This window comes from Longimicrobium terrae (genome assembly GCF_014202995.1).
GTDB lineage: Bacteria > Gemmatimonadota > Gemmatimonadetes > Longimicrobiales > Longimicrobiaceae > Longimicrobium > Longimicrobium terrae.
In genome coordinates this window covers 224,491-250,710 of the sequence record NZ_JACHIA010000004.1, presented here as the reverse complement: position 1 = coordinate 250,710, position 26,220 = coordinate 224,491, and the positions used below count along the sequence as shown (strand labels likewise).

Sequence of the window (26,220 nt, the reverse complement as noted above, 5' to 3'; positions counted from 1 at the left end):
GGCGGGCAGCGTGTCGGCCGGCCCACCGACCAGCGGGGCGTACCCGCCTCCGTCTGCACCCCAGGCGGTCGTGTCCGCGGCAACGGGAACGGCAGACCCGCCTGCGGGGGACACTTGGGCCGGGGCCGGCACGGCCCCAATGTTCGGCACCTGCACCGTGGCAACGCTGTCGGGCGGCGGAGCCGCCGTGCGCGTCCGCTCCGGCCCCAGGCGGGTCCCCAGGACGATGCCGAGCCCGACCGCGGCGGGAAGCGCCCAGGCCCACGGCGGCGGCCTCACCCCGCGGCTCCGGCGATCGCGGCTCCCACCCGCGAGCGCGCTTCGGCGAGCGCCGCGAAGACGTCCGTGTCGCATGCCGTTCCCACTCGCGCGCGAACCGCCCGGGCCGCGACCTCCGCCTGCAGGCGCGTCATCCCTCGGAATGCGCCGTACACCCGGTCGGCGTCCAACGGCTCCCGGCCTCCGCCGGCGTCCGCGGCCGCCCGGAGATGGCGGATGGCGTTCTCGTAGCGCAGTGCCGGGGTGTCGGGCACGCCGACCGCCGGGCCGAGCGCGGCCACCCCGCCCCACGCGGGCCGGCTGCGGGGATCCAGGTCGAGCTCCACCAGCAGCGTGGCTCCCCGGACTCCGAGCTGGACCACGAGGCCGAGCAGAATCTCCGCGGCTGCGGGACGCTCCAGCTCGCTCGCCAGGCCCCGGACGGAGAACAGGGCTCCATCCAAGGGATGCCGATCGGCCGCCGCCCTTCTGCCGCCGCCCAGCTGCTCGCCAAGGCGGATCAGCTCATCCAGCACGTCCACGCCCGCCTCGGCGCTTTCCGGCCCCGGAAGACCCAGGCCGAAGGAGTATCCGTACGCGGTCCAGCGGGCGGTGCGGGTCCACCGGGCGACCACCCGCTCGGCGGCAGAACCGCTCATGGCGAGGTCCGCGGAGGCGTCCAGCAGGGCTTCGATGGCGCGGACCGCCCAGAGCGCGTCGGGCTCGACAACGAACACGAGCGGCACGGCCAGTCCGACCGCCTCCTCCAGCGTCAACGGCACGGTCCCGGCCGCCTGCCCGGCGCCACGCGGCGGAGGCGCACTCATCGTGCGGCTCCGCCCACGCGGAGCGGGTCGCTGCTGTGGACCCATTCCGGAAGCACGTCGCCGGGTGCCGAAAGCTCGACGACGATGTCCCGGAACCGGCGTGCGGCGTGGGTCTCCCCCGCGCGCGCGGCCAGCTCGTACAGCACCCCGGCACGCCGGGGGGTCCGCGTCCAGTCCTCCCCCTGGCTCTCGATCCAGCGCTCGACCACGCCCCACGCGTACTCCGCCTGCGCACCGTGCGCCCGAACGTCCAGCAGGAGCGCGGCGAGGGTGGCATCGACATGGCGGCTCCAGCGGTCTCCGGCGAGGTCGTCGGAAAGCCGCCCGGCCGCGTGGCGGAGCCGGCCGGCCGCCTCCCGCGGATCGTGCTCCACCGACAGGTATCCGAACAGCAGCTCCTCCTCGACGCTCCACGCGCTCGCGCGCTCCGCCGCCCTCAGCAGCTCGTGGGCAAAGCGAGGCTGGCCCCAGGCGAGCAGTTCCTCCGCGACCCGGCTCGGCCGCACCTCTGAAGCGGGCAGCGGAACCTGACCGGGTGGCACCCGCTGGTGGCGGACCTCGTCCAGCGTACGGCGGATGTCGAGGTCCACGGTGTCCACCAGCACGTCCGCCGCCCAGGCGCCGGGCGGGCGGGGCGGGTCGCTGGAGACGAACAGGGCGCGGATGCCGGCCCACAGGCTCATCGCCCGAATGCGGGCGAGCACCGTGCCTGGGGCCTGATCCTCGGCGTCGCCCAGCCGCCACGCGCCCCCGACCCGCCCCTCCGCTCCGTCGAGCGCGATCCAGCCGAACCTCTCGTGCGTGAACACGAGCAGGAAGCCCGCTCGCTCCCACGACGCGGCCGCGCGGACGATGTGACTCAGGTCGCGACCGTCCGCGTCGACCAGGGAGATGAGCTCGCGCTCGGGTCCCCGCGTGGGCGCCCCGGTGAGCATGTCCCTGGCGGCGGGCCACGACGCCTGCCGCACCGCGTCGGGGACCGCCTCGCGGGAGGTTCGGACGACGTCACCCGCCCCGATCTGCCGGGCCGCCGCGATCTCCGCCGTGACGGCGGGCGCACCCACCAGGACGAGAGACGCGCCCGCCGCACGGGCACGCGCGGCGAGTCCAGAGACCGCGTCCACGTCGGTGTCGTCCAGGTGCGCCACCAGCCCCGGGCGCGGCCCCGCCGGAATCGGCGCTCCCTCCATCCCTCCCCGCCCCGCCTTCCAGACCGCACCCACCGTGTAGCCGAGCACGCGCAGCCGGACCGCGGCTTCGGCGGCGACCACCGGCGCCCGGTCCCCGTCGGCTTCCATCACCATGACCCACGCACCCTCCATCGCAGCCCGCGCCGCGAGCGCCGAGGCCATCGCTGAGGCGCGGGAGGGGGGAGCGGGGAGCTGGCGTGTGTCGTAGATCAGCCCCGCTTCATCGAGCCGGGCGAGGAACGCGGCCGGCAGCCGGTCAGGATCGACGTCCCCCACGACGACCCACCGGCGCCTGATCGTCTGCTGGAGCATCCAGGAGGCCGCGCGGAGCGGCACGAGCCCGACCGCCTCCGCTGGCGCGCCGTCCAGGACCGCCTGGCCGTCCGCGACGCCGATCCCGAGCTCCGAGGCCGCGTCCGCCAGCGCACGGCGCACCGGCTCCGCGCGGCGGAGCGGGCCCACGTACAGCGGGCTGTAGTGCTCCTCACGCATCGGAAGCAGCCTCCGGAACAGGGCGCGGAGAACGACCCGGACCTCTTCCTCGGTAGGCGATAGCGGAGCGGGGGGAGCGGCGGTGGGCATCGGGCAGGTGTCTCCGGCGGGTCCGGGCGGGGTATCAGGCGTCACGTGCTTGTACCCCGGCCGTCGTCGGCGGGGACGGATCTCCCCCCCCCCACTCGTTCCAGCGATGAGCGTGCTCCGCCGTGCGTTCGGCCCGCGCACTTCCCATCTCGCGGCGCTACGCGTCGACCTCCTGCGCGTCGACCGAACGCTGCTGCGCGGCGCGGACCCCGCCGCCGGGCTCGCCCTGGCCGCCCGCCTGGCAACCGGCGGCGATCCCGACCCCCACCATGGCACCCGCGTCGGGTCGCTCGCCGTCCGCCTGTCCGGCCAGCTGGGGTGGACCGCGTCCGCCGCCCGGCAGCTGGGCGCGGCGGCGGCGCTCCACGACATCGGCAAGCACGCGCTCCCCCGCTCACTTCTGGAAGAGCCGGGCCCCCTCAGTGCGCGACAGCGAGCCCAGCTGGTGCTGCACACCCAGGCGGCCACGTGGCTCCTGGGCGGCCTCGTCCACCCGGTGCTCCAGCTCGCCGCCACCGTGGGACGGAGCCACCACGAGCGCTGGGACGGCCTCGGCTACCCGGACAGGACCGCGGGGATCGCCACGCCGCTTCCCGCCCGCATCGTCGCCGTGTGCGACGTCTGGGACGCACTGACCCACCCGCGCCCGTACCGCCCCGCGTTTCCTGAGTCCCAGGCCCGTATCGCGGTGCAGTCGATGGCGGGAACCGCGCTCGACCCCGAGCTGGCCGCCGCCCTCCTTGCTCTGGACCCTCCATGCGAAACCATTTCTCCCTCGTCAGCCCCGTGACGGGAGCCGCGGCACTGCTCCTTGTCAGCATGCCCCTGTATACCGCCGCCGCCTTTCGGGCGGAATCTCCGGAGCCCACTCCCCCTTCCCGCGCAGCCACAGGCAAGGCGCTAACGAATCCCCCGCGGCGCACGCCGGTCCCGGAGCCCGGACGCGCGCTCCGCGCCGCGCGGGCCCGCCTCGAACAGACCGGGCGCGGGCCGGCGGCCGAGGTGGACCGCTGGGCGATCGGGCTGGCGACCGAGCCGGAGACGAGCCGGGCGGCGCTCGCGCGGTTCGGGACCTATCGGCCCCTGATCGAGGACGCGCTCCGCCGCCATGGCCTGCCGCTCGACCTGGCCTTCGTCCCGTGGGTGGAATCGGAATGGCGGAGCGGGGCGACGAGCCGGGCGGGAGCCGCGGGGGTCTGGCAGCTGATGGCGCCGACCGCGCGCGGATACGGCCTGGAGGTCTCCGAGTACGTCGACGAGCGGCGGGACCCCGTGCGCGCCACCGAGGCCGCGGTCCGCCACCTGGCCGACCTCCACCGCTCGACCGGCGACTGGCACTGGACGCTCGCCGCCTACAACGCGGGGCTCGGCCGGGCGCGGGCTGGACGCGCCTCCTTCTGGCGCGAGCGCCGGCGGCTGCCGCGGGAGACGCGCGCCTACGTGCCCCGGGTGCTCGCCGCCGCGCGTGTGGGCCGCGAGCCCGGCGCGTGGGGAATTCAGGCGCCCCCCGCGGCGCCGCTCCGCTTTCGGGAAGTCTGGACCCCCGGGGATACGCCCCTCGACCACGTCGCCGCCCGGATCGGCGCGCCGCCCGCGCGGCTGCGCGAGCTGAACCCGCACCTGGTCCGCGGACGGACGCCCCCGGGCCGGGCGTGGCGAGTCAGGATCCCCGCCGGGCCGCTCCCCGGCCCGGCGGCAGTGAGCGGGGGCCGCCGATGACCCGCCCGGGGCGGCAGGACGCGGCGGTGGAGTGGCTCCGCGCGCGGGGCATGCTCTCCGACGGGGACGTCGGCCAGGCGGAGGCCGCGCGGGCCGCGGACCCCGGCAGGCCCGAGCTCCTCGACCACCTGATCGGCGCGGGCGCCGTCAGCCGGGGCGACGCGCACGCCGCGCTCGCGGCCGTCTTCCGCGGCGAGAGGGTGGTGCACCTGGGGGATGACCACCCCCGCTCCTCCGAGGTGGAAACCCTTCTGGCGCCGGAGGTGGCGCGGAGGCTGGGCGCGGTTCCGCTCGCCCGGTCGGGCCGCTTCGTCGAGATCGCCGTCTGCGACCCGTACGATCTCGGTGTGAGAGCGGAACTGGAGGGGGCGCTCGGAGAGGGGGTTCAGCCGCAGATCGTCCTCGCGGACGCCCACGCCATCTACGGGCGGATCGCGGACGGCGCTCTCCGCGGGGACGGCGGCGCCGAAGAGGTGCTGGACGTCGGGGATCTCACCCAGCGCGCCGCGAGCGAGGCGGGTCCGCGCGGCGGCGGCGGCGACGGCTCGGTCGACCGGCGCGTGCGGGAATCGGCCGTCTCGCAGCTGACCGACCGGATTCTGAATGACGCGGTGCGCCAGGGCGCGAGCGACATCCACATCGAGTTCTTTCCCGGCTACGGCTGGGTGCGCTTCCGCCTGGACGGGGTGCTCCGGGAGTGGGCCAAGCTGCCGGCGGAGCTCGAGAAGGACCTGGTCGGGCACATCAAGGCGCGGGCGGTCGGGATGGACAGCGTCAACCGCCTGTCGCCCCAGGACGGCCGGCTCACGATGCACGCGTCCGGCCGGGGGGGCGCAAGCCGCGCGGTGGAGTTCCGGGTTTCGACGATCCCGACGGTGACGGGAGAAAAGGCGGTGCTCCGGGTGCTGGACCGGAACACCCAGTCGCTCTCCTTGGCCGACCTCGGCTTCACGGGGGCGAGCCTGGACACCCTCCTGCGCGCGATCCATCAGGCGTGGGGGATGGTGCTCGTGACCGGCCCCACGGGGTCGGGGAAATCCACCACGCTGTACAGCATGCTCGCCGCGCTCGCCCGCCCCGAGGTCAACATCATTACCATCGAGGATCCGGTGGAGCGGCGGATTCCCATGGTTACGCAGGTGCCCATCCGCCGGGCGGAGGACCAGAAGACGAGCCTCACGTACGCGTCGATCCTCCGCTACCTCCTCCGGCAGGACCCGAACATCCTGATGATCGGCGAGATCCGTGACCGCGAAACCGCCGAAACGGCGGTGCGGGCCGCGATGACCGGGCACCTGCTGCTCTCCACGCTTCACACCAACGACGCGCCCTCCGCGGTTTCCCGGCTCCTGGACATGGGCGTCGAGCCCTACAACGTGGCCGGCACGGTCCGCCTGGTGATCGCGCAGCGCCTGGTGCGCCGGATCTGCGGCGCGTGCCAGGAGCCCTGTGATCCCGATCCCGCGATGCTGTCCCTGGCCGGGGTGGAGCCCCGGCGGATGGCGAGCATCACGTTCGTTCGCGGCCGCGGCTGCGACGCCTGCGGCGGCACGGGCTACCGGGGCCGGGTCGGGATCTTCGAGATGCTGGAGGTCGACGAGCCCATCCGGCGGCTGATCGCACAGGGGCGCTCCGACCGGGAGATCCAGGCGGCCGCGCTCGCCAACCACATGCAGCCCCTCCGGCAGGCGGGGTGGGCGCGAATCCGAGCGGGGGAAACCACGCTCGAAGAGATCCTCAAGGAGACGTGAGGGAGAGACGCCCATGCCGACGTACCACTATTCCGGCTTCGACCCGCTGGGCACCCCGGTATCCGGATCGATCCGGAGCGTGAGCGAGTCCGTGGCGCGCCAGGCCCTCTCGGACGAGGGCCAAGTACAGGTCACCGTGCTCCGTCCCTCGTTCTTTTCCCGCGAGTGGGGACCGTCCAGACCGAAGCCCGCCTCCGTCGTCCTCTTCACCCGCATGACCTCGTCGCTGCTCCGCAGCCTCACGCTGCAGGAGTCGCTGGAAGTCACGCGCGACGACCTGGGCGATCCGCGCATGGAGCGCGTCCTTTGGGACGTGAGCGTCGGAGTCAAGCGGGGGCGTGCGTTCGCGGACGCGCTGGCGGAGCATCCCGCGGCCTTTGATTCGGTCTATGTCGCGGCGGTGCGCGCGGGCGAGCAGGCCAACCTGCGGGACGTGCTGCACATGCTTGCGGCGAGCCAGAAACGGACGCAGGAAACCCGGCGCAAGGTCGCCAAGGGACTGGCGTATCCCGCCACAGTCCTCGGCATCGGCATGCTCGTGACGCTGGTCATCCTCTACGTGGTCGTGCCCCGCTTCGCCAAGGCCGTCGCCGATGCAGGCGCCGAAGCACCGCTCATCATGCGCGTCATGCTGGGCGCGAGCCACGTACTCCGGCTGGTCGGGCCGGCGCTGCTGGTGGCCGCCGTGCTTGCCCTGTGGCTCGTGGTCCGTGCGTACCGCGCGGGCGGCGGATTTCGGCGGCGCGCGGACGGTGCGTTGCTCCGCGTCCCCGTGCTGGGCACACTTCTGCGCCAGGCGGCGATCGCTTCATGGGCGCGGCTCTTCGCGATTCTGTACGGGAGCGGGACCGCCGTCTCAGCGGCGGTCGAACTTGCCGCCGAGACCGTCGGAAACCTCGTGCTCCGGAGCCAGATCATGGCGGTCGCACGCGCGCACGCAGACGGGCGGCCGCTGTGGGAGGAGATGCGCCGGGTGGGCATTCCGCCCATCGCGACGAAGATGACCCGGGTCGGAGAAGAGGGGGGCCGGCTTGCCGAGATGATGAACGAGTTGGCGGAGTTCTACGACGAGGAAACGTCGTACTCCGTTGAGAAGCTGACGAGCAGGCTGGAGCCGATCGCGATCGTGGTGATCATGATCCCCATCGCGCTGCTGGTCGGGGGCGTGTACGCGCTTATGACCTCGTCGATGCAGGCGGTGACAGGATGAGCGTGTGGTAGAAACTCTCCAAGACCAGCGACGAGCTACCACGGTCCATGATCTACTTTCCCAATTCTCACGCGCACTAACGAATTTCGATCTGCACGCCGACCTGCGGCCCGTTTAGCTGGGCGGTAAAGACAATTCGCGTTGGATCCGGAGTGACTTGCTGAGTCTGAATGGTCGTGCTTGCTACGCTCTGTCCACCGGGGATCGTGATCGCAGTGGGCCGAACAACTAGTGCATCGGTGAGACCAGTGGTGGTGATACTGCTGATCCCGATCGTGATCCCACCCGGCGGTGCGCTCTGAGAAAGGCGGAACGTTAGGGTGAATGCTTGTCCCGCATTTACTACGGATGGAGAGGCATCCAACGCAACTAGCCGTACTGGCGCTGTCGGCACGCCAGGTGATTGCGACGTCGAAGCAGGCGCGGCGGGGGCCGGCGCGGCGGGAGGTGGTGGTGGTAGCGCGGTAGCAATCCGGAATGGATATCGGGCCGGGGGCATCTGCGCCGTGCCGGATTGAGCCCAGAATCTCAAGAGGCGCCCGGCGGCCATATCGAGCTAATGGTCGTCCTGAACGAACCCGACTCTGTCTCCGCTCATCAGCAGGCGCCAGATGGAGCTTGGCTGTACGACCTCGGCCTTCACGCCCTGTATCTCATGCTCAGCGTTGGGGGCGTAGAATACTAGCTCCGTGGGTCCCTTACAGGTGATTGCCAGATAGTCACCGTTCCGAAGTACCCCCCCGTTGAAGTCGAGTAGCACCACCACCCGTACGTCGGGGGCTGTATAAGCTGCAATCGGAGAAAGCGTGTGTATGCAGACTCCCCGTCCACCCGTAATGAACAATTCGGGATTGTTCACGATCTGCAGGTAGACCGGTTGGTGCGCGGCTGTGCGTTGAACGTCGATGAAGTGGATCTGCGCTGGCGGGCCTCCTACACGCATTTTGATTGTCTCTGACTCCCCATCGTATTGGAGTACTCGGCCTTGGGAATCCCGGAGTGTGAGCTGCCCGTCTGACGAGCTACCGGAGATGTTCCCGGCGAGGAATTCAGTACCCTCTGTCCAACCTATAACCTCTTCGTCCTCAGGTTCCGATCTCCAATATTCACCATTTGAGCAGCGAACCTTGAGGCGGTCTCCGGCTTCGATATTTCCGCCGTCCAGATCGTACACCCAGGCAAACTCGTCCGGTGGTGGCAGGTCATCGGTCCACGGCTCAAGGCCCAACCTGCCCAAGCAGACGGATCCTACAAGATCTGCTCCGCCTGATCGCAGCGTCATGATTCGAGGAGGTGCCTGAGCGCTTAGCGTCTTCATGCTGAGAAGCACGACGCACAAAGCGCAAGTTGCAGTAGTCATAAAGGAGGGATAATGGCGGAGGGTGGGCCACCTGCTCACACCTGCAACAATAGCGTTCAGGTTTCGCTACTACCAGCATCGTGATTTGGAAAGCACTTCTAAGACTCTTGTCCGAGACGCAATTCTCTTTATCTCTTCTAGCGTCGGAGACTACATTGTGGGTTCACCCATGTCACAACGAGGTGTCTATGCACACGAATGACTCGGGCGAAGGTGCTGACGCGCGGCTGAGTGATGATCAGGCACCAGTCGAGGGTGCCCCCGAAGGAACGGGCGAGTGCACCGTCTGTGGCTGTTCCGGATTCCTCAACACCCAAGACGGTAACGACTGCATCAACTTCAAACCGGGAACAATCATCCGGTGCGGACACTCCAAATCTGTTCACAAGTAAATCGAGTAGCGCCACTGTTAGGGCCGGGTAGCACTCTTCGGTGTTTCACCCAAAGCCAAGCGCTGACGACGGGGATTCCGATCGGTGACACAAGGGGTGCCGCAACAGCTGCAAGGTTGCGGCACTTCGCTTGGTGCGGCTTGCGGCGTTCGATAACTGAGCCGCATTTGGAGACGATCAGGTGGACGCGCCAGCAGCACTCACGGAATTGAGCACATTCGGCTCGAACCGTCAGCCGTCCAATGACGAGCGGCTAGTGATCTGTGTAGACCCTGAGAGTCGAAGTGCAGTTTCGCGCAGGAGCAGGCTACGAATCCCAAACGGCACGTTGCCGTTCAGAGTGCCGGTGCGGTCGTCGAGGAAGGGAATGCATATGCCCGACCGAATGTCCAGTCGGGCGAACGTCCATTTCAGAACGCTCAGCACAGAACTGTGCTTCGTGGCTCAGTCTTCTACGATGTATTCGCGGAATACTGAGATGAGGTGGTCCGCTGCGGTCGGCGTGTAATCGGGAGACTGTGCAAGGACGACGAAGTCGACCGGTTCCGGTACCCGATAGTCCCAGCAGTAGTCGGAGAAAACCACAGGGATCGGGGGCTCCAGCCACAGTGGTCTGGATCTCGAAGGATTGCCGCCATGAGAGGCGCGCCACTGCATGTCGGCGAGGTCACAGCACTGGAGTTCGAGAAGATCTGTCGAAAGATCGTGATCACGGAACCAGTGAGGGGGCCGGTCTTCGTGATGACTGGGATGCCGAACGAACTCGATGCGGGAAGGCCAACGGCATGCGGCGACGTACGACAGGTAACTCCCCGGCGTCACTTTTGTCCTGTCCGGAACCCATCGTTGCTCTACGGGGCGGTGAAGCAGCTCACCCATGATGTAGACATGGGACGTGTCGCCCATCCCCAAGTCCGAGTGACTATCCACGTGTGAAATGACGAAGGGCGTCTTGAGAAGTTCCCTCCGAATCAGCTCTCGCCAGCAGTAGAACGCCTCGTCGTGATGGCGCACGACGCGACCAGGCGTCTTGCGTTCCGTAGACAGCCCACAGGCGGTCGTGAGAAACCTCCGGAACGACTCCTCATCCCACGGGGTGTAGAGCGACTCGCCCTCCTCCGTGTCCAATCGCAGGCCCTCTGGGTGACGCGACGGCGCGCAGTCTAGGAAGAAATCCAGGTCGAGGTCGAGGACGTGCACGACTGCCTCCGGCTTGCAATAGCTGATGTGCTCCGAGCATGCAAGCGGCTCCCCGCCGCGGGCCTTCCGACGAACTGCATATTCACGGCCGACACATACCGCCCGGCTCAATCGGTGTGCTGGCAACGAATCGTCATCCTGTACGTCGTCGTGCCGCGCTTTACCAAGGCCGTCGCCGACGCGAGCGCCGAAGCCCCGGTGATCACGCGCGTCATGCTGGGGGCGAGTCACGTGCTGCGGCTCGCCGGGGCCGGCGCTGCTCGTTGCAGGTGCGGTTGCCCTGTGGGTCGGAGTCAATGCGTATCGCGCCGGAGGTGGGTTCCCGGCGGCGTGTGAACCGGGCGGTGCTTCGCGTACCCGTGCTCGTAAACTTCTTCGTGGCCAGGAGGCGATCGCATCGTGGGCGCGCTTCTTCGCGATTCTTTACGGAAGCGGGACGCCGGTATCTGATTCCGTCGAGCTTTCTGCCCAGACTCTAAGAAACATCGTTATCCAGGACCGTATGACGGAGGTCGCACGCGCGCACGCACAGGGGTGTCCACTGTGGGAGGAGATGCGCCGGGTGGGCCTTCCGCCCATTGCGACAAAGATGACGCGGGTCGGAGAAGAGGGGCCGGTTAGCCGAATGATGCAGGAGTTGACGTAGTTCTACGATGAGAAACCGATCATTCGGTTGAGAAGCTCACAAGCGGGCTGGAGCCGATTGCGATCATCATGAGTATGATCCCAGTCGCGCTACTCGTCGGGGCGTGTACGCGCTGATGACGTCGTCGATGCAAGCCGTCACACAGTAATCCTGGCTGTAGCGCGACGTGAGTTTTGTCCCAGTCGAGAGTTTCATTTTGTCGCGCACGACATCCAGTTTGTCGCAGTCGCGCAACCGCGACATTCAGTTCCGTCGTAGGGTGTAAGTGGCTGTGATAGTCTAGCTTGAGGCGAGGGCGCCAGGGGCAACCCTGGCGCCCTCTGCTGTTCAGCCGTTTGCATTCGGATTCGGGGAGCAGCCTGCCGCGATCAAACTGGATGTCACGGGTGCGCCAGAAGAAGCCGATGTCGCAGTCAGTTTGCATTGCGGCAAACTCCGCATTTCTTCAGCACTTTCTCTGCACGGCAGACCACTGAAGGTGGGTGTGCGACATCGAGTTTTGTCGTGGATGCGGTTCATTGCAAACACCGTTCAACAGCAGTGCAAATTGTCGGATGCGAGTGAGCGCTCTCGACGGGATCAAGACCCGGATCGCAGCGGCATCGCACGCGGGATCTCGACCTCCGCGGACGACCTCGCCGCAAGCTGATGGCGTACATCAGCGGACACAACGAAAGCTGCCGGCCGTTCAAGTGGATCTACTCAGACGCCAAACGGCGCATCCAGGGACGTTGCCGGCGGGCTGCGTCCCGCAGAGAACAGCTTTCCGAAGGCCAACATAAGCGGCCACCCCGTACCCGGTCCCCCCAACACCTGCACTCTGCCGCTGCCGAAGCTTCGACATCGACTGAACCGCGCGACTGAACGAACGGCCCCGCCGCCCCTACTAGGGTACCGCACGGCCGTTAACACGGGGCTCGACAGCCATTGCACCCCCGAACGAGCTCCGCCAACGCCGGCACCGACTATGGAGTCCTGGCGGAACGGATAGGCGATGTGACGACGACTTCTACGAACCGGTTACCCGTGAAGCCGTTGTTGCCGCGAATGGTCACGAGGCCGCCAGTGCGGGTTCCCGCCCGTCCAAGTCCTTTGGGCGCCCATTCGTCGAACCAAGAGGGTCGCGTAGTCCACTTGACGCTCTCCCACCCCGCATGTCTTGCGGTGACGGCGACGAGCAGGTGCATGCTGCCAAAAAAGTCAGTGAACATCTGCATGGACCACGCGGCCTCACGGTAGACACACGTGAACGTTGAGGCACTGTCGGACGAGGTGAAGGCGCAATTGTCCGGTCCTAGCATCCCCGCAGGCATCGCGATTCGACGAAGCGAATCGCCGCTCACCGACGCGGCCTTCAGGAGCGCCACAAAGGAGTGGACGAGCGGTGGTACCGTGTCCGCCGTGACCCGGATCGATCGTGCGGCGACGAGCCGGGTCGCATGCTGCCACGTCGTAGCCCACGTTCCGGCCTCCCCGCGAAACAGCGCAGTATCCTTCACCTGCGACGCATAGTACGCTTTCGTCGCGGAATCGACTTCGGCGTGATAGCTGCGCAGCGAGCGTAGCTGCAGCCCGATCTGCAATCCCTGCATCGCGCAGGCCCGCCGTTCCATCCTGGTGGGATGGCTCTCCGGTGGCCCGTACCAAGCAGGATGCCCTATCTGGTAGGCGACCGACACCGCAGTCAGCATCCGACTGAATACGCCCGCGACGGTACTAGGAATCCAGCTCGGGCGGATCGGGCTGCTCGGGGGGGAGCGCGACAGCAGCGAGTCGACCAGAAAGCGTTCTGCGCGAATCCCCGCCCAAATGTCCGCCTCGCACTCCCGGGCGCGAAAGTTCGACGGACCCGCGCGCGTCGCCGGATCCGGCAGACCGAACTGCGCGACGTGGGCGAACTCGTGCGCGAGGACGAACTCGATCAGGTCCGGAAACGCCTCGAGCCCCATCTGGAGCCGAAGCGCAAGTATCTGGCTCCGATCGACACCGATCGCGTCGGACCTCGCAAACGTCCCTTGGCCCTCAGCGGCCCAGAACACGTCCGGCGTTTGGCGAAAGAACTCGCTAAGCCGTGGTATGGCGCGCCTGGTAAACCGATCGACAATGGACGAATCGGTCGGCGAGATTGCTCCTACGCGACGCCGCACCTCGGCGAGTGGTGCTGTGAGAAACTGCTCGCGCGAGGCGAATGGCTGGTCGGGCGCGGCCTGCTGGGCTGTCGCGGGCAGCGCCGCAGTTGCGATCAGCCAACACGCCGCGATGGCGTACAGCTTCATGGCGTCGTCGCAATCGGGTCACCCGCCGCTTCCACCCGCTGACACTCGGCTGGCTTCCGGGCACCCGACTGGGCGCGGCACCAAGGGTAGAGGATCGCACGCAGCACCTGCCGGTTGGACAGATATGTGCCGATCGCGTGCCGGTCTCCCGGAACGTTGATCGAGATCTCGCGCGGCCGTCGCCTCGAGTCGCTCACGCTAACCGAGTTGCGAACGTCGAAAGCGAGCCGGTCGTTACGATTCTTGAAGTTTGCCCAACTTCGAATCGTGCGCGGCATCGGGACGGGCGGCTGGAGGTAGGTCCCCACGATCCCCTTCAAGATGAGTGGGGTTCCGACCTGCGTACCCAGCGTGACGTAGCGCTCGATTCGATAAAGTCGCGAGTCGTCGAGTGTCTGAGCGTTCTGTCTCAACGACGAAAAAGAGACGATCCCTCCCATGCTGTGCGCGACCAAGATGAGGGGGCGAGCCGTAAAGCCGCGCGCGCGTAGCTCGACTCCCAACCGAGTGTCGGCCTCACAGCGGGTCTGAGCGGACGAAAGATACTTGTAGGTGTCTTCGGTGATCAGCCTGAGCGCTGGACCGTCGAGATTCAGCGACTGGGCTAGGGTCATGAGTTCCGACCGGAGGTCGATCGTGTCCCCCGACGCCGGGGCGGCGCTGAGCGGCGCACATGTGGCGCTCAGCGCCGCGGCACTCCCCGGAACGATCGCGTCGGCGTACCACACGAAGCCGATATCGGACGCAGGAACGATTGCTCTGCCCAACCACAGCCGCTGGCTCTGCTCGAACGCGCCCACAAACTCGTTGCGCACTTCCGCCCGGCTCCTCCCCTCCTGGCCGCGACCGTGGACGAAAACGATGGCGGGTGATTGAGCACCGGCGGTCGTGGAGAAGGTCAACGCCATGATGGCGAACAGCCGCGGTGCGTTCATCGATGCAAGAAGGTCTAGGTAGGGATGGGAGGCGGACCTGCGGACCTGCGGACCTGCGGACCTGCGGACCTGCGGACCTGCGGACCTGCGGACCTGCGGACCTGCGGACCTGCGGACCTGCGGACCTGCGAATAGTGAAAGGCGTGACGCACCCGCGCAATAGGGACGATCTGATATGAGCCCGCAGGTGCACGGGTCAAGCGGACGATGCCGGTGAGTTCGGCCTGCTCTTCCGGGGTGAGCCGACGTGGCTCCACGGTGGGATTCGGGCCCACCAATACACCCATTATGCGCCACTAGCGAAAATTTAGAATAGTTACACTAGAATCCAAGGGTGGCGTTGTCCGACTCAACCCAGGACACCCCCCGAACTCGCGGGGTACTTAGAGGACGCACAGCTGCGGCACTCGGGGCAGATACTTCGCCCCAATCAGCCCGCCGGCCCCCCAACCACGAGCCGACCGCATTTCCGTGCCGGCCGTCCTGTACTGGCTCGTCCCGGATACAGTCGCGATGCTGCCCCCGGTGATTGCCCGTCACCGGACACATCGTGGATGCATCCGGGTTCCTTTCGGCGCTTTGGTTGTCGGATGGAAAGCTGCCGATGGTTGCGTCTGCAGCACCATCGTGAGTGTCGAGCGGCGCGTGCTTAAGGGAAGAGCCCCGCCCGAGCCGTGGCTCTGATCCGAATCCTTTAGGAGCATACTGCAAGCGGCCGCGGCAAGCCGCAGCCCGGTTCGGAAAAGTACGACACGGGACGATTAGAGCGGATTGGCAATGACGTCTTCGAACTGCCCTATCTAACTGCGGCGATCTTACGTGTGCTCCGTGAACCAGACGCCCCGGACTATTCGGGGTGTTCGTTCCTCTAGGCACGACCACCTATGCGGAGCAATGACAACGTCGGGGTACTCGGCGAACACGCGAGACAAGAAACGCGATCCCGGCCCGTTCCGTGCCTCGACTGTGAGCTGTGAAATCTAGCTGAACGTCAGCGTCCCCAAGACGAGACAGATGACAAACCCCGCGCAGACAGACCGTAGCGAAGTCTGGCAACTCATCCACGCGATGGCGGCGCTCTCGGGCGCCGAACTGGAGGACTTCGGCGTGCGAGTCGCGAGCATGGCCGCAGGCGTGACGCTCCGGCATCGTGGCGTTGGGCTGAAGGGCAACCCGCAGGGGCACACGATCGACGCGTACTCCGATGATGGCGTCGTAGGAGCTCAGTTCGGTACGGAGGCCGGTTATTTCGACAGCCTCAACAAGCCGAAGGCCGATCTCGCCCAGATCAGGAAACAGGTTCCCTCGGTGACTCGCGTCTACCTGATGAGCTCGCGAACCGCCACTGCAGCGCGTCAGCTCGAATTGGTAGCGTGGGAGATTGAGTCCGCCGCACAGGGCATCACCCTGCACGTGTTCGACGCCGCACGGGTCGCGGAGTTCATCCTGAACACCGTGATGGAGCAGGAAGCGGCTTTCGAGAGCATCGTTGATTTCCTGGAACCTCTCAGGTACCTGCGCGATCTCCGCCCGGCGTCACACCGGCTACCTCCCCTCGCTGAGGGCTTTGTGGCTCGTGAGGACGTCGTCCGTGACTTCATCACTCGTCTTGATATCCACCGGGTCGGCCTCCTCTGGGGGATGAGCGGGATCGGAAAAAGCCAGCTCGCGATCGCGGTGGCGAACGACCCGTGGAGAGCGTTCGATTCAAAAGTATGGGCGCGAAACACCCCGCTTCAGAGCGCCGCCGATCTCCAAGCCGTCGATGTCACCGGCAGGGGAATTCGTCATAACCTGCTCGGGATGATTCGCTCGCGGTCCTGTCTCGTGATCCTCGACGATCCCCAGCTGGATCTTCCGTTGGACCTCTTGCTAGAACAGGTCCGCGACAAGTGCGGCGACGAAGCGCGGGTGATCGTGACGTCTCAGCGAGGGAGCGACGCCCCGTATTCCGTCCACGTTCCGTTCATGGACACCACGGAGGCGAGGCGCGTACTGGAGCGCGGGGCAGCTCCCTGCCCTGACGACGCTTTCCATACGATTCAGCAGGCGGTGGGTGGCCATCCCATGGCGCTCCGGCTACTCAACGCCCTATACCGGCCGGGACGCTCGTGGTATGACGTTGCGGAGGAAGCGCACCGGATCGGCAATCTCGCCGACGACGAGCGCTCAATCCGGCTGGCGGACCGAGTCATCGCGGATCGGCGTGCAGTGCTCCAGGAACCGCTGGCATTCTTCCAGTGGTGCCGATCGCCCCGGCTTCACTCCGGGCTCCTGCAGGCCGTCGCCGGCCTGCAGGCGATTGATCGTTTGCCGTCGCTGGGACTCGCTTCCACGGATCAGCCCGACACAATTCGCCTGCATGACATCGTCTGGACGAGCCTCTCGGAGCTAGACCCCCCGCTGGTGGCGTCGGAGCGAGACTTCGAAGCGAAGGTGGACAGCTACGTACGGCGGCTGGCGAGACACGAGAGCGGATCGTTGGCGGCGAATCATCTCGCGCGTGTCCACCAAGCGCTGTTCGCGCGGCTGGTGTTCGGCGACCGCCCCCGCGACGGGCATCTTTATGCTTGGCTTCACCACCGAGGCCCTGGCGAAGAGATGGCACGCCGGCTCCCCGACGCCCTCGCCTTTGCCAAGCGAGTCGCGGCGGGTGAAGGGGATCACTTCACCGTCCAGACCGCCGTCGAGCTTGCGGAGGCGACGGTGAAGGTCTCGACCACCAAGGACGCCACACCCGATGTCGCCCATCTCCTCGCGCCCTTCGACGAGATGCTCGCAAGCGATCAGGTTGACAAACTCGCGAGAGTCCGAGTGCGCCACCACCGTGCAAAGGCACTCAAACGGCTGCGAAGACCGATTGAAGCAATCCACGAACTCGAGGCCATCGTGGGGGAGTTGGGCGAAGAAGCCACGCCAGCGACTGTGCGCCTTCTGCTGGCTCGGACGCTGGCGGAACTGAAGCCGCATGACGAGATCGATCCGGGTGAGCGGCCCAGAGAGATGCTTCACCGCCTCTTAGATGACGCGCGTGAGCACCCTGGGAACGTGAGTGACTCTGTCATTCTCGCTATCGCCGAGCTCCTTCGCTGGCGGAGCGTAGAGGCAGGGCAGTTCCTCAACCAGTTCGGTGACCTCTTCGAGGAGAAGATCGTTAGCGCCTCCCAGCGAGGACTCGAACAGGGAGCTCTGGCCTTCGCAGGCGTGGCGGCCAAATGGCGCGACACCGATCCGGCGCGTTTCTGGAGGATCTTTGGATCGCTGCCACTACCCGCAGCAAGCGACCTGCACGATCGCAGTGAAATCGAAGCTTGGGGAGAGATCCTGAGCAACGCGGCGGATCACGATGCGGCTGACCGGGAAGAGCTGTTGAATCATTCGCTCGCGTTCTTCTCGCGCTCGCCCTCCCGCTACGCGAGGACACACCGGGCCGACGTTCTGCGCCGCCTGAACCGGGCGGCCGAAGCACAGAGTGTCCTGAAAGCACTTCTACAAGAATCCCCCCCACCGAGGGATCGGGCTTGGGCGCTGTTTCGGCTGGGGGAGACTCATGCCATGCTGGGCAACACAGCAGAAGTCCAATCGTGCTGCACGGAGGCGATGGCGCAGGTCGAGCCCGGCTCGCGGGACTGGAAGCACTTCAGAACGTGGTTGGACGCGCAACCAGGGACACAGGTGGACTAGTCCCTGTCCAGCGAAGCGGCAGAAGTGGCATGAGCGGCCTTCGATTGGAATAGCCCATCCCGTGCGGACAGAATCGGAGTGCCACCCACAGGTTTACGGGGGCACAATTCTCTTATCCGGCTCGCACGACCGGATGTCGGACGAACCGCAGGAATCCATTGCTGTCTGCAGTTGGAACGGCGAGGTACCCGTGTCCGGGCACCTCGCCGTCGTCAACCACGGGAGATGGACTTGCTACACGCAAACCGGCCGCGCCGTCCCCGACGGGCGCGCCGTGATGCTGCAGGTGTAGCCCGGCTTCTTCGGATTGGTGACGTTGATCGTCACCTGCGTGGCGGTCCCGCCGGCGGCGACGGCCAGCACGTTGCCCTCGCTGGCGTCGAACAGCATGGTAGTCGCGCTGGCCGTTCCGGTGCTCGCCGCGATCGAGGACGGGAAGCGGTTGTAGTCCACGTAATGCTCGACCAGCGCCGTGTGCAGCGACTTGGCGTCGGACTTCATGTTGGCGTCGATCGAGTTGCCGATCAGCTTCGTGGACGCGAAGCCCATCGCGGTCGCCAGGATCGCGATGACGACCACGACGATCATCAGCTCGACCATGGTGAAGCCTTCGCGCCCGCGCGGCAGGTCCCGCATGCGCCGGCCCTTCTCCTTTTCCGTGTCCTTCATCGTCTGCCTCACTGGTTCCAACGGGTATTCGCGGGGACGGCGGAGTTGCCGTCACACCGTCGCCGCGCGGGGCGGCAAGGCCTCGGCGAGGTATCGCCGGGCTTCTTCCATGGCGAGTCCGAGCGCTTCGTGGAGCGTCTCGAACACGCCGATTCCATCGATGGCCACCGCGGAGACCGCGGGCGCGCCGGCGGGGTTGAGCCCGGCGTCCAGCTCCGCTACTGGGACAGCGCCGGCCAGGTCGCGCTTGTTGTACTGGAAGACCACACGGGTCTCCGCGGGATCCCGCCCCTGCCCTTCCAGCAGGCGGGCGACGTCGTCCAGCGCATAGCGGTTGGCGTCCATGCGCAGGGGATCGCTGTCGGCCACGAAGACCACAACGTCGGCGGCCTTCAGCACCGATGCGCGGCTCTCCGCGTACTGGATCTGGCCGGGGACGCTGGACAGGCTCACCTTCAGGGTCCACCCGTCGATCGGCTCGGCGCCGAGGGCGACGGGGAGGAAGTCACCGCCGAGCGTCCGCTCGCCCTCGGTGGCAAGCTCGGCCATGCGGTACTCCGGGAACTGCGCGGCGACGTGCCGCAGGTTCGTCGTCTTGCCCCCGACGCCGGGTCCCACGTAGACGATCCGGACGGCGATCTGCTTCCGGCTGGCGATCAGGTTAGGCATGGGCGTCCTCCGCACTCAGCGTGAGGAACTCCACGCCCCGCTTGAATTCCGGGCCGGCCCAGCGATCGAGGGCCTCGAGGAACGGGGACGGCTCAAAGGCGTGCCCCCCGCGCGCGCTCTCGCGGCGGAATAGCTCCAGCTGCCCGTTGAGCGCCACCAGCGCTTCCGGCCCGCTCTCCGGACGCCCGAGGTGGCGGAGCGCCAGGAGCGTATCGCCCACCAGGGTGGCGCCGAGCCAGCGCACCCGCTCCGCGTCCGTCGCCGCGGGCACGCTGAGACCGCCCGCCCCGCCCGCGGCCACCCGCATCCCTTCCCCCGCGCGGGCGGTGAGCGCCATCAGCGTTTCTCCCTCGCGGCGCACCACGGGCTCCCGCTCGGCCATCCCCCTCCCCACGCGTTCCCCGGACCCGCCTTCCGCGCGCGGGTCGGGATGGACCGGCCCGCCGTGCGAGCTGGACTGGCGCCCATCCACCCGCGCGCCATGATCCGCGTCCACGGCGGGCACCACCCGGAGCCGCCACCCCGCCCCGTCACGCCGGATCCGCGAGACCCGCAGTCCTGCTGGCGCCAGCAGGCGCTCCAGCGCCTCGCGTGCGGCGCCTTCCGCGCGGGCGTACGCCGCCAGCGCCTCGTTCACCTGGCTCATCCGGGCCTCCGCCTCGTCATGGTGCGACCTCCTCAGGGTTCAGGGTGCGGGGATCCGTGCGCTCACCAGGCCGTCGCGGTCCCGGGGCGCGGCCGCGGCGACCAGCTCTCCACCCGTGCGCCAGACGACGAGCAATCCCTCTCCCGTGGAGCCGAGCGGAAACCGCGCGGCTTCCCGCCTGCGGGCGGTGTCGTAGAGAACCACGCCGCGATCGGAGGCCACTGCGAAGTGGTCCGATCCGGGTTCCGGGCCCTCCACCCAGGCGATGGCGCTCGCACCCGGCACCTCCACCGTCCCGCGGAGCCGGAGATCCGCGTCCAGCACCTGCACGGCGTCCGCGGTACGCACGAGGACCAGGGCACCGTCGGGAGAGACGCGCAGTTCCAGCACGCGCCCGATCCGGTCTTCGCCCAGCTGGTTGCGGCGCGCGAGCGCGCTCAGCCGGGGGCGGGCGGATGCGGCGTCGTCGACCCGGGTCAGCCGCGTTCCGTCGCCGCAGGCGGACTCGTCGGCGGACGCGGCGTACAGGACGCCCGGCCGCGCCGGCGACAGATCGAAGACGCCGTGGCCGAGCACCGTCGTAGCGCAGCCGAGCCCGTCCTCGGTGAGATGAACGAGCGAGTCGCCGCCGGATGAGGCGGCCGCGAAGATCCACACCCGCGAAGGGGCGGTGTCCTCCGCCGCCCAGCCGGGCTGGAACACGGGGATGACCAGCGGGGCGGCCGGTGTGGCCGCGAGCGGAACGCGGCGCAGGACCGCACCCGCCGCGGCGGGGTCGGTGCCGGCGAGTCCGCTGGACGCGAACGCCAGCGGGCTTTCGCATTCCCCGTCCGGGCACCCCCACGCGAGGCCGGCCGCGTAGGGGCGGACCGTAGCCCGGAGCGTGTCCACCTGGGCCGGCGTGTCGCCCTCCGCGGCGGGCCGCGGCGTCTGGATGTCCAGCACCAGCGTCGGAAGCAGCACCCGGTGGGCGAGCGTGAGCGCGGGAGCCGCCCGGAACACCGCGAGCTCGGTCCCTCCCGAGATCAGCGCCCCGAGCCGGCCGTAGTGGAAGCGGAGCGCGACCGGTCCGGACGGAACCGCCGTCCCGTCCTCCTCCCGTCCGCTCGCGAGATCCACGACGCCGATCACCGCGCGGCCCGGGGCGGCGAAGTAGAGCCTGCCCCCGATCGGGTCGAGCGCGAAGCTCCGCGGGCGGTCGGCGTCCAGGGCGACGACGCGGCCCGCGTGGAAGCGCACGGGGCGGAGCGCGGCGCGCTCGCGCGAAAGCACCGCCGCCGTGTCATCGGTCGCCCACACCCGCGTGCCGCCGGCATCCACCGCGGCGGTGAGCGACAAAGTGGTGTCGGCCAGCAGCCTCGGCGGGAGCGCACCCACCGGCACCTCCACCACCGTGTCCGCCGCCTGAACGGCGCCGGAGCGCCAGACGACCTCGCGGGCCGCGTCCAGCACCAGCAGCTCCGCGCGCGCGTCCCCTTCCAGCGCCTCCAGCCGCAGGGCAACGCGGTCCCCCTCGAAGAGCGTGTAGCGGGCGGCGGGCAGCCGGACGCGAGGCGCGCCGTCATGAGTTTCCGGGTCGGGGCCGAACAGCGCGCCCTGGTCGATGCAGCCCGCGGCGCCGGCGAGCGCCAGGGCGAGGAGCGCGCGTTCAGTCGTGCGAGGCAGCCAGTTCATCGCTTTCGATCCGTGGCGTCAGGATGATGATCAGGTCCTGGTAGTGGTCCGCGTCCTCGTCCATCCCGAACAGGCCTCCCACCAGCGGCAGGTCCGACAGGAGCGGAATCCCGCTCTTCGCCCGGCTCCGGGCCTGGACAGTGAGGCCGGCGATCACGATCGGAGACCCGTCCGCGACGATCACGTCGGTGGTCGCCGTCTGGTTGCCGCCGCTGATCGACCGCCCGTCGGGCGACAGCTGGCCGCCGTCCCGCTGCAGCTCGATCCGCACGCGGATCAGTCCATCGCCCAGCGCGTAGGGGGTGACCCGGAGCGTCGTCCCGGTCAGGAACCGCGTGAATCCGCCCACCTGCGTCCCGTAGTCCGGCTGGATGCCCGTGGCGGGCTGCAGTCCCCCGCGTCCGTCGCCGTATCCGCCGGGAAGGGGCTGGGAGCCTCCGCCCTCCTGGCCGGTGCCCGGCTGGGCCCCTCCCCCCGGGAGGACGTAGCCGCCGCCCGCCAGGATCGGCTGGTTGTTGGGAAGCACGATCGCGTCGCCGATCCGCACCTCGGCCGGCACCTCGCTGGTCGTCGCCAGGAACGGCGTCGTCTGGGTCTCCGCGAACCCGGCGCCGAGCACCGCGTCGATGAAGACGTTGACGTCCACGCGGCCCAGCCCGCCGAGTGAGGACACCAGCTGCACCGCAGGCCCGCCCGAGCTCTGCAGCCCGCCCGGCGTCGTGGAGCGCACGTCCATCACCGGGGTGCGGGTGCCAGAGGAGTCCTGGGCGGAGCGGCCGAGCGCGTACATGATCCCGACGCGGCGCATGCGGGTGCGGTCGACGTTCACGATGCGGGTCTCGACGGAGATGGTGGGCGGCCGGCGGTCCAGGCGGGCGATCAGGCTGCGGACCTGGGAGATCTTCTCGGGGCTTCCCCACACCACGAGGCGCCGGGTGGTCTCGGGGTCCCCGACGAACTCCACGCGCGCCGTGGCGCTGTCTGCGCCCGCGCGGAGGATGCCCTCCAGCGCGGTGCGGACGTCCCGCGCGATCAGGAACCGGAGCCCGACCTCCTCCACCACCTGGTCGTCCCGCGCCGACTGCTCGGTGACGATCTTGATCACGCCGCTCGCCAGCTGGACGGGGCGAAGCCGATGGGCTTCCAGCACCGCCTCCAGCGCGAGCGGCCACGGGAGATCGTGGACCTCCGCGGTCAGCCGGGTGGCCCGGACGGCGCTGTCCTGGTCCAGCACGATGTTCACGTCGACGCTCTCCGACAGGCCGCGCATCACGTCCACGATCGGGTCCTCGTAGAGGATGAACGGGATCACCGGCGGGTTCGGGTCCGCCACCCGGATCCACCGGGGCGCCGGCCACCGGGCCGGGGCGCCCCGCCCTCCGGGACGCGGCGCCGGGGGGGGAGGCGCGGCCGGGGCGGGAGGCGCGACGGGCACCGGTGCGACCGGCGGCGCGTCGGGCGCCTGCACGTCGGCGGGCGCTGCCGGGCGCGCGGGCTCCGGACGGGGCGCCGGCGCGGTGGCGACGGGCGGGGTGGCGGCGTGGGGACGCGGCGCCGAGTCGGCGGGCGCGGCGGCCTGCCTGCGGGCCCGGAGCTCGGGCACGGTGAGCAGGTCGCCCCCGGCCGCTCTGGAGCCGCCCGCGCAGGCGGCCGTCGCGAGGAGCAGGAGCCCGCCGGGGCGGAAGGGGAGGCGCATCAGCGAATCCGGTCAGAGGTTCCGGCCGCGGCGCTCCGCAGCCCCGCCCGGGGGATCCACATCCGCCGCGGGCTTCCCAGCACGTACAGCCGCACCCAGAGCCCGTCGATCTGCACCCGGTCCACGACGTAGGGGCCGATCCGCGTCCCGGCGCGCACCACCCGGCGCTCCTCGAGCGGCTCCCCCAGCCGGACCACCGCGTGGAGCGGCGCGCCCCGGGCGCCCATCACCGCCGTCACGGAAAGCGGCGGCGCGAGACGGCCTCCGTAGAGGGCGGCCGGGGGCGCGAGCGGGTTCGCTCTCGCCTCGCTCCGCGGATAGCTCCAGCGTTCTTGCGCCCCCGCCGCGGCCGGGAGCGCCGCGGCGACGATCGCCACGACGGCCCACCGGCGGATCACCGGGCCTCCAGGGAGGAGGCGCCCGCACCGGGCGCCTGCAGCGCGTACCACCGCACCACGAACTCGACGACCGCGTCCAGCGGCTGGGCTCCCGGCAGCGGGGGCACGCCCGGCGCGGGCGGCGCGCCGGCGCCCGGCGCGGCGGGTGGCGATCCCCCCGCGGCCGCGCCCGCCGCCCGGAGGGTGGCCGTCAGCGAGTCGGGAACCGCGGCCAGGCGAGCCTGGCCCACGTCCAGCAGGCGGCCGTCGGAAAGCCCCTCGGTGATCCACGTACCCAGCGCGTGGTATCCCCCCGCGGCGCGGATCCGCACCCCGCCGATCTCCAGCTCCCCAAGCCGCTGGGCGGGCACGGCCTCGAAGCTAGGCGCATGCACCCCGTACCGGGCGGCGAGCCGGGCGAAGCGCTCCCTGACCTCCAGGGCCGCCGCGTCGCCGCTTCCCGCCGGCGCCAGCGCCTCTCTGCGCTCGACCTCGCTCCGGAGCACGCGGTTCTTCGCGGCGATCCCCTCCGGGCCTCGCCGGAGCAGCTCCGCGCGCGTGTCCGCCAGCCGGCGGCGGTCGGCGTCCAGAGCGGCCCGGCCCACGCCCAGGGACTCCGCGCGGGGGCGCAGCTGGACGGCCCACCGGGCCGCGCCCGCGGCCGCCCCGAGGACGACGAGCAGGAGCACCGTCCGGATGCGGGGAGCGAGGGATGCGGGACGGGTCATGGCGGGCTGGGCCGGAGCGTCGGAGAGGGAGTGCTTTCGCTGGACTGATACCCCGGACCTCCCGGCCGGGGCTGGTCGGGGGTGCCGGATGCGGCGGCATGATGGCCGGCCACGCGGAAGCCGACCAGCGGAACCGGGCCCGCCGCCAGGCTCTCGGAGTCGCCGGGCCGGACGTCGCCGAACCCCTCCACGCGGCCCAGCGCGCGCACGTACCGGCTGACGTCGTCCTGCGCCGGCAGGACCCCCTGCACCCGGAACTGGAGCGGGGCGCCCGGCGTCCCCGCCTCCAGCTCCACGCCTTCCAGCCACCCGTGCTCGGGGAGCGCTTCGGCCGCCGTGTGCATCAGGCGCGGCCATCCGTACCGGTCCGCCTCCAGGGACGCGAGCGTGCCGAGCGTACCCGCCAGCCGCGCGCTGTCCGCCCGGAGCGCTGAGACCCGCGCGCTGTCCGACGCCACCCGCGCCGCCTCCCGGCCGAACGCCTGGCGCGCCTCCGCCAGGCCCTCCTCTCCCCGGCGCACCCGGCGCTCCAGCTCCGCCGGAACCCCCGCCCCGAGGGCGAGCGCCGCCACGAGCCCCGCCCAGACGGCGCGGTCCCGCGCGAGGAGCACGACGCGGTCGCGGATCGCCACGCGCGCCGCCCCGGGTTCCGGGACCGACAGGTCCAGGAGCACGGGCCTCCGTGCGTCGTCACGGGACGGGGAAGATCCGGGCGACGCCGCGCTCGCCTCCAGCGCCGCGCCGAGCGCCAGGACCAGCCCCGGTCCGAGCGCGTCCCCACCCCCGCCTCCGCGAAACGCCTCGCCGGGATCCAGCACCCCGACGGCTCCCGGAAGCGCGCGCCCAAGGGATTCCATCACGCCGGGCAGCCGCGTGACCCCGCCGGACACACGTACCGGCAGCCCGTCAATGCTCAGCCGGAGGTGCCGCTCGGCCGCGCCCACCGCCGTGCGGTGCGCACCCCGCAGCCGCCCCACCCATTCGTCCAGCGTGGCGTCGCCGCCCGCCCTGTCCGGCTCGCTCCTCCCGCCGGACGCCAGCGTGTCCGTGCCCTGGACCACCGACAGGGCGAGGAGCGGAGCGCCCCCATGAACCACCACCAGCTCGCTCCGCGCGGAGCCGACGTGCAGCAGCAGAACGGGCTGGTCGCGCTCCTCGGGATGGAGCCGCGCATGGAGGGTGGCCAGCGCGGCGGCGGGCACCGCGAGCCGGAGCGGCCGCATCCCCGCGGCGTGGGCCGCGGCGGCATAGGCCCGGATCGCGTCTCGCCGCGCCGCCGCCGCGACCAGGCTCCCGCGGCCGTCCCCGCTCGCGGAGCCCGGGGTATCACCGACCGCGCAGACGGCGTAGTGAAGACCTCCCGGCGGCACGCCCGGAACGCGGAGCTCCGAGTCTTCCGCCAGCACACGCGCCAGGGACGCCGGATCGGGAGGAGCCTGAAGCCGCCGGACGCGGAGCGCGGCGGAGGGCAGCAGCAGCGCCCACGCGGACGGCGCCCCGGCGGAAGCGAGTCCGCGCGCCAGAAGGCCGGCCAGCACCCGCCCGGCGGCCACGGCGTCGAACCGGCCCTCGGGCCCGAAGACCCCCTCGGACGTCGGCACATCGGTCGCCCACACCAGTTCGGCCGCGCCGGGCGGCCCCCCGACCGCCGCGAGCTTGATCCGTCGGACGCCGAGGTCGGCACCCACCACCCATCGGCCGGTCCCACTACGGGCGGAACGGCCCAGATTC

20 protein-coding genes are annotated in these 26,220 nt (G+C 69.6%); 6 read left to right on the top strand and 14 right to left on the bottom strand.

Annotation, left to right across the window (positions count from 1 at the left end):
- Positions 1-275: 275 nt before the first annotated feature.
- Positions 276-1,085: a hypothetical protein gene (locus HNQ61_RS09905; RefSeq protein ID WP_170035787.1), complete on the bottom strand. Its 810-nt coding sequence runs from the start codon at positions 1,083-1,085 to the stop codon at positions 276-278.
- Positions 1,082-2,767 (bottom strand): hypothetical protein, encoded by a 1,686-nt coding sequence (locus tag HNQ61_RS09900; RefSeq protein WP_170035786.1) that lies wholly within the window; start codon positions 2,765-2,767, stop codon positions 1,082-1,084. The genes HNQ61_RS09905 and HNQ61_RS09900 overlap by 4 nt, the downstream gene beginning before the upstream one ends.
- A 196-nt stretch (positions 2,768-2,963) precedes the next feature.
- On the opposite strand from HNQ61_RS09900, the gene HNQ61_RS09895 reads away from it, so the two are divergent.
- From HNQ61_RS09895 to HNQ61_RS09880, 4 genes are all read left to right on the top strand, one after another.
- Positions 2,964-3,647 (top strand): HD-GYP domain-containing protein, encoded by a 684-nt coding sequence (locus tag HNQ61_RS09895; protein ID WP_170035785.1) that lies wholly within the window; start codon positions 2,964-2,966, stop codon positions 3,645-3,647.
- Complete coding sequence (locus HNQ61_RS09890) at positions 3,614-4,576, top strand: lytic transglycosylase domain-containing protein (protein ID WP_170035784.1); 963 nt, start codon at positions 3,614-3,616, stop codon at positions 4,574-4,576. The genes HNQ61_RS09895 and HNQ61_RS09890 overlap by 34 nt, the downstream gene beginning before the upstream one ends.
- Positions 4,573-6,327 (top strand): GspE/PulE family protein, encoded by a 1,755-nt coding sequence (locus tag HNQ61_RS09885; RefSeq protein WP_170035783.1) that lies wholly within the window; start codon positions 4,573-4,575, stop codon positions 6,325-6,327. Before HNQ61_RS09890 ends, HNQ61_RS09885 begins: the two co-directional genes overlap by 4 nt.
- A 91-nt stretch (positions 6,328-6,418) precedes the next feature.
- Entirely contained in the window at positions 6,419-7,537 is a 1,119-nt protein-coding gene (locus HNQ61_RS09880; protein WP_183685610.1) for a type II secretion system F family protein, read from the top strand.
- 556 nt (positions 7,538-8,093) lie between these two features.
- Here the strand turns inward: HNQ61_RS09880 and HNQ61_RS09875 are convergent.
- On the bottom strand, positions 8,094-8,711 hold the full coding sequence (locus tag HNQ61_RS09875; RefSeq protein ID WP_183685608.1) for a hypothetical protein: 618 nt from the start codon (positions 8,709-8,711) through the stop codon (positions 8,094-8,096).
- A gap of 1,022 nt (positions 8,712-9,733) precedes the next feature.
- On the bottom strand, positions 9,734-10,489 hold the full coding sequence (locus HNQ61_RS09870) for a UPF0489 family protein (protein WP_170035780.1): 756 nt from the start codon (positions 10,487-10,489) through the stop codon (positions 9,734-9,736).
- Positions 10,490-10,745: 256 nt separating this feature from the next.
- Between HNQ61_RS09870 and HNQ61_RS29850 the strand changes: the two genes are divergently transcribed.
- Positions 10,746-11,135 carry a type II secretion system F family protein gene (locus HNQ61_RS29850; protein WP_170036007.1) on the top strand — a complete coding sequence of 130 codons (390 nt, stop codon included), beginning with the start codon at positions 10,746-10,748 and terminating at the stop codon, positions 11,133-11,135.
- Between the two features lie 965 nt (positions 11,136-12,100).
- Here the strand turns inward: HNQ61_RS29850 and HNQ61_RS09860 are convergent.
- Both HNQ61_RS09860 and HNQ61_RS09855 read right to left on the bottom strand, forming a co-directional pair.
- Positions 12,101-13,411, bottom strand: a complete 1,311-nt coding sequence (locus HNQ61_RS09860) for a hypothetical protein (protein WP_170035779.1) — start codon at positions 13,409-13,411, stop codon at positions 12,101-12,103.
- Positions 13,408-14,346: an alpha/beta hydrolase family protein gene (locus HNQ61_RS09855; protein WP_170035778.1), complete on the bottom strand. Its 939-nt coding sequence runs from the start codon at positions 14,344-14,346 to the stop codon at positions 13,408-13,410. Before HNQ61_RS09855 ends, HNQ61_RS09860 begins: the two co-directional genes overlap by 4 nt.
- A 1,014-nt stretch (positions 14,347-15,360) precedes the next feature.
- Between HNQ61_RS09855 and HNQ61_RS09850 the strand changes: the two genes are divergently transcribed.
- Positions 15,361-18,030, top strand: a complete 2,670-nt coding sequence (locus tag HNQ61_RS09850; protein ID WP_170035777.1) for a tetratricopeptide repeat protein — start codon at positions 15,361-15,363, stop codon at positions 18,028-18,030.
- Between the two features lie 234 nt (positions 18,031-18,264).
- Here the strand turns inward: HNQ61_RS09850 and HNQ61_RS09845 are convergent, their stop codons facing one another.
- Genes HNQ61_RS09845 through HNQ61_RS09810 form a run of 8 tightly spaced genes read right to left on the bottom strand, consistent with a single transcriptional unit; the run spans position 18,265 to position 26,177 of the window.
- Positions 18,265-18,699: a type II secretion system protein gene (locus tag HNQ61_RS09845; RefSeq protein WP_170035776.1), complete on the bottom strand. Its 435-nt coding sequence runs from the start codon at positions 18,697-18,699 to the stop codon at positions 18,265-18,267.
- A 51-nt stretch (positions 18,700-18,750) separates the two neighbouring features.
- The gene (locus HNQ61_RS09840) at positions 18,751-19,368 is read right to left on the bottom strand and encodes a GTP-binding protein (protein WP_205761689.1); all 618 of its coding nucleotides are present in this window, start codon (positions 19,366-19,368) and stop codon (positions 18,751-18,753) included.
- The gene (locus HNQ61_RS09835) at positions 19,361-20,014 is read right to left on the bottom strand and encodes a hypothetical protein (protein WP_170035775.1); all 654 of its coding nucleotides are present in this window, start codon (positions 20,012-20,014) and stop codon (positions 19,361-19,363) included. The genes HNQ61_RS09840 and HNQ61_RS09835 overlap by 8 nt, the downstream gene beginning before the upstream one ends.
- 39 nt (positions 20,015-20,053) lie before the next feature.
- Complete coding sequence (locus HNQ61_RS09830; protein ID WP_170035774.1) at positions 20,054-21,688, bottom strand: hypothetical protein; 1,635 nt, start codon at positions 21,686-21,688, stop codon at positions 20,054-20,056.
- The gene (locus HNQ61_RS09825) at positions 21,663-23,384 is read right to left on the bottom strand and encodes a type II secretion system protein GspD (RefSeq protein WP_183685606.1); all 1,722 of its coding nucleotides are present in this window, start codon (positions 23,382-23,384) and stop codon (positions 21,663-21,665) included. Before HNQ61_RS09825 ends, HNQ61_RS09830 begins: the two co-directional genes overlap by 26 nt.
- Complete coding sequence (locus tag HNQ61_RS09820) at positions 23,384-23,782, bottom strand: hypothetical protein (RefSeq protein ID WP_170035772.1); 399 nt, start codon at positions 23,780-23,782, stop codon at positions 23,384-23,386. Before HNQ61_RS09820 ends, HNQ61_RS09825 begins: the two co-directional genes overlap by 1 nt.
- Positions 23,779-24,489 (bottom strand): hypothetical protein, encoded by a 711-nt coding sequence (locus HNQ61_RS09815; RefSeq protein ID WP_170035771.1) that lies wholly within the window; start codon positions 24,487-24,489, stop codon positions 23,779-23,781. The genes HNQ61_RS09820 and HNQ61_RS09815 overlap by 4 nt, the downstream gene beginning before the upstream one ends.
- Complete coding sequence (locus HNQ61_RS09810; protein ID WP_170035770.1) at positions 24,486-26,177, bottom strand: hypothetical protein; 1,692 nt, start codon at positions 26,175-26,177, stop codon at positions 24,486-24,488. Before HNQ61_RS09810 ends, HNQ61_RS09815 begins: the two co-directional genes overlap by 4 nt.
- Positions 26,178-26,220 lie beyond the last annotated feature (43 nt).

Bases quoted from the DNA above. Each gene is read 5' to 3' on its own strand.
- HNQ61_RS09905 (WP_170035787.1), bottom strand. From the start codon at position 1,085: ATGAGTGCGCCTCCGCCGCGTGGCGCCGGGCAGGCGGCCGGGACCGTG.
- HNQ61_RS09900 (WP_170035786.1), bottom strand. From the start codon at position 2,767: ATGCGTGAGGAGCACTACAGCCCGCTGTACGTGGGCCCGCTCCGCCGC.
- HNQ61_RS09895 (WP_170035785.1), top strand. From the start codon at position 2,964: ATGAGCGTGCTCCGCCGTGCGTTCGGCCCGCGCACTTCCCATCTCGCG.
- HNQ61_RS09890 (WP_170035784.1), top strand. From the start codon at position 3,614: ATGCGAAACCATTTCTCCCTCGTCAGCCCCGTGACGGGAGCCGCGGCA.
- HNQ61_RS09885 (WP_170035783.1), top strand. From the start codon at position 4,573: ATGACCCGCCCGGGGCGGCAGGACGCGGCGGTGGAGTGGCTCCGCGCG.
- HNQ61_RS09860 (WP_170035779.1), bottom strand. From the start codon at position 13,411: ATGAAGCTGTACGCCATCGCGGCGTGTTGGCTGATCGCAACTGCGGCG.
- HNQ61_RS09855 (WP_170035778.1), bottom strand. From the start codon at position 14,346: ATGAACGCACCGCGGCTGTTCGCCATCATGGCGTTGACCTTCTCCACG.
- HNQ61_RS09850 (WP_170035777.1), top strand. From the start codon at position 15,361: ATGACAAACCCCGCGCAGACAGACCGTAGCGAAGTCTGGCAACTCATC.
- HNQ61_RS09845 (WP_170035776.1), bottom strand. From the start codon at position 18,699: ATGAAGGACACGGAAAAGGAGAAGGGCCGGCGCATGCGGGACCTGCCG.
- HNQ61_RS09840 (WP_205761689.1), bottom strand. From the start codon at position 19,368: ATGCCTAACCTGATCGCCAGCCGGAAGCAGATCGCCGTCCGGATCGTC.
- HNQ61_RS09835 (WP_170035775.1), bottom strand. From the start codon at position 20,014: ATGAGCCAGGTGAACGAGGCGCTGGCGGCGTACGCCCGCGCGGAAGGC.
- HNQ61_RS09830 (WP_170035774.1), bottom strand. From the start codon at position 21,688: ATGAACTGGCTGCCTCGCACGACTGAACGCGCGCTCCTCGCCCTGGCG.
- HNQ61_RS09825 (WP_183685606.1), bottom strand. From the start codon at position 23,384: ATGCGCCTCCCCTTCCGCCCCGGCGGGCTCCTGCTCCTCGCGACGGCC.
- HNQ61_RS09815 (WP_170035771.1), bottom strand. From the start codon at position 24,489: ATGACCCGTCCCGCATCCCTCGCTCCCCGCATCCGGACGGTGCTCCTG.